The sequence below is a fragment of the Magnetospirillum sp. LM-5 genome (genome assembly GCF_902729445.1).
Taxonomy (GTDB): Bacteria; Pseudomonadota; Alphaproteobacteria; order Rhodospirillales; family Magnetospirillaceae; genus Magnetospirillum.
Map to the genome: position 1 here is coordinate 1 of NZ_CACVCE010000066.1, position 2,927 is coordinate 2,927.

Genomic DNA, 2,927 nt, shown 5'->3' on the forward strand with positions numbered 1-2,927 from the left:
TCGCCGGAGGGCGGGATTTTTCGAGGTGCCCTGGAGTAATTGTGCTAAAAAACGCGGGCCGACAGCAGCGACGAATGCTGCGGACCTTGGTCGCGTCGGCCGCGTGATTTTGTTTAGTGGTGCTGGATGACGATGCTTGATGGCGACGCGAACACCGGGGGGCGCCCCAATGCCCCTCGCAGCAAGGATTTGAAGCGCTACCTCATGCTGATGGGCGTGGTGGCCTTGATCGTGCTGTTCGGCGCCTTCATTTTTCGCCAGCAGGCGGGCGGCAACCGCCTTGGAACCCTGATCCGGCAATTGGGTCACGGCGCCGTCACCGCTCCGGTGCTTCCCCTTCCCGCGAACGCACTTGCGGGGGCCCCGGCGGCTACGGGAGTTCCGGCCCTGCCGCCGGTCATGGAGGCCGGGGCTGCCCAGGTGGGCGGCGGCGGGGGATTTTCCCGCGTCGTCGCCCTTTTGCGTCATAGCGTCGTGAGCGTGACCGCATCGTCGTCGGGCCGCGCCGCCGCGCCCAAGACCCTGATGCCGCCCGGTCCCGACGTCTTGCCGCGTTTCGCCAATCCGACCACCACCTCGGTGGAAAATATCGGCACCGGGGTGATCGTTCGCGACGACGGTTTCATCGTCACCAATTTTCATGTGGTGCGCGGCGCCAATTCGGTTCTCGTCTCGGTGTCGGACGACGGGGGCGCGACCCGCTATTCGGCTGAGATCGTCAAGATGGACGAGGCGCTCGACCTCGCCTTGCTGAAGATTGCTCCCAGGGTGCCGCTGACCTCGGCGGTCCTGGGCGACAGCAGCGCGGTGCGGGTCGCCGACGAAGTGATCGCCATCGGGACTCCCTTCGGTCTGGATATGTCCGTCAGCCGCGGCATCATTTCCGCCAAGGGCAAGTCCATGGTGATCGAGGGCGTCACCCATTCCAAGCTGCTGCAGACCGATACCGCCATCAATCAGGGCAATTCCGGCGGGCCGCTGGTGATTGCCGACGGCACGGTGATCGGCATCAATACCGCCATCTACACCCCCAGCGGCGCTTTCGCCGGAATCGGTTTCGCCGTGCCCAGCAATCAGGTCCGCCTGTTCGTGGAAGATGAAGTGAACGCCCTGCCCGCCGCCGCCGCCGCTGCGGGCCCCGCCATGGGAGCCGTCGCGTTTCGGGCTCCGGGGCCGGGCGGCGTGGGGGCGGCCGGTCCGGCCATCGCGGTGGGGGGGCCTTCGCCCCATACCGATGGTCGACAGGCCATGGCTTGCGACAACTGCCATCAGATCATCGGTGCCGCGGCGGGGCCCATCGCCTTCGCTCAGCCCATGATGCCCGTCGCCGCGCCGCCGCCCGCCGCGCCGCCCATCCAGGCCAATGCCGCCAATCCCCATGCCGACAACCGCCGGAACATGAATTGCGCCGGTTGCCATCAGATCATCGGTGCCGGTGCCGGGCCGGTCGCCTTCGCTCAGCCGGGGGTGGGCGGATATCAGTTCGCCCAGCCGCCCGGCGGTCTGGCGGTCAATGTCCAAGGCGCGCGCGGCGGAATCGGGTCCAGAATGGCCGGTCACAGCCTGCACGGCGCCGCCTTGGCGCCCCTGTCTCCGCAGATGAGCCTGCAGACCGGTCTGCCGGTCGGGCGCGGCGTGCTGATCACCGGCGTTTCCCCCAACACGGCGGCGGCAAGCGCCGGATTGCGGCCGGGCGATGTTCTGCTCAAGATCGACGGCCGCCCCGTCGCCCTCCCCCATGAGGCGGTCGCCATCATGGGGGAAATGTCGGTCGGCGGGTCCGTCCGTCTGGGAGTCTTGCGCGATGGAGGCGTCCGCAACATGACTTTGATTGCCGGGGCCGCCGCGGGAACGCCGCCGTCCGGCAACGGGCCGTGGTGAAAGGTAAAGAATTCCAGGTTGTTCTGTGATGATGGAGCACGAGATGGCGACGAACCGACGGCCCCGCGCCAAGGGGACCCCCGGCGAAAAGCTCGGGAAGGGAGGCGGCGATGCCGCGCTCGCCCCGGCTGCCGACGCCGAGATTCCGGCATCTTCCGCGCCGGAGCCCGCCGCCCCCATATCTGCGCCTCCGGCTCCGGTGATCAAGCCGGTGGGAGGGGATGCCTGGGCGTCGCTGCTGAGCGGTTCGCCCTGGTCTTCCCCCGGAGCGGCAAGCCCGACGGAGGCGGCGCTCAAGCCGGTCATGCCGAGCGCATTGGCGGAGGCGGTTGCCAATGCGCCGCCTGAAGCCGCCCCGTTCACCGAGCTTGTCTCCCACTGGTCGCCGCCTTTCCGGCGGCAGCCGGATCGGGAGTATGAAGAGATCAATCCCGCCGAGGCGGCAATCCCGGTGACGGGCGCGGCGCCCGAGCCCGAGCCCGAGCCCGAGCCCGAGCCCGAGCCCGAGCCCGAGCCGGTCCCCGAACCCGAACCTGAACCCGAGCCGGAAGCGGCTCACGATCATGCCGCGACCGAGACCGAGGGAGTTCCCGAAATGATGACGAGTGATGTTGAGCTTGAGATTGAGATTGAGATTGCTTCGGATGTGGAGGTCGTCGAGGCCCCCGCCGTGATCGAGCCGTCTCCCCAGCCGCAGGCATTTTCCCACTCGACGGCCTATGCCTATCCGGCGGAACCGGCCCCGGCGGTGGAGACGGCGGCAGAGGCCGCCCCTGCCGGCCCTGCCGAAAATCCGGTCAAGGAGGTTCCCGTGGAGGACCTGTTCACCGGGATCTTCAATGTGGCGGATTCGGCCGTGCGCGGCGCCATCGGCGCCTCCACCGATCTGCTGAGGGATCCCAAGTCCCTGGGCGGTAAGCTTTCCGTCGCGGGGCAGAGTCTGGTCCATTCCATCAAGGGACGCTTCAATGCTTTGCTGGCTCCGCGCCACGGCGCCAAAAGCAACGGTGATGAATTCTAGTGGTTCTCGCGGGATGGGCGATGGA

Annotated in this window: 2 protein-coding genes; both read left to right on the forward strand. The window is 67.9% G+C overall.

The window, feature by feature from the left end; genetic code table 11:
* Positions 1–126: 126 nt before the first annotated feature.
* Positions 127–1,881: a magnetosome formation protease MamE gene (gene mamE, locus MTBLM5_RS16400; RefSeq protein WP_245651245.1), complete on the forward strand. Its 1,755-nt coding sequence runs from the start codon at positions 127–129 to the stop codon at positions 1,879–1,881.
* Between the two features lie 28 nt (positions 1,882–1,909).
* Entirely contained in the window at positions 1,910–2,902 is a 993-nt protein-coding gene (locus MTBLM5_RS16405) for a FraH protein (protein WP_173977135.1), read from the forward strand.
* The last annotated feature ends 25 nt before the right edge of the window (positions 2,903–2,927 follow it).

Bases quoted from the DNA above. Each gene is read 5' to 3' on its own strand.
- mamE (WP_245651245.1), top strand. From the start codon at position 127: ATGACGATGCTTGATGGCGACGCGAACACCGGGGGGCGCCCCAATGCC.
- MTBLM5_RS16405 (WP_173977135.1), top strand. From the start codon at position 1,910: ATGATGGAGCACGAGATGGCGACGAACCGACGGCCCCGCGCCAAGGGG.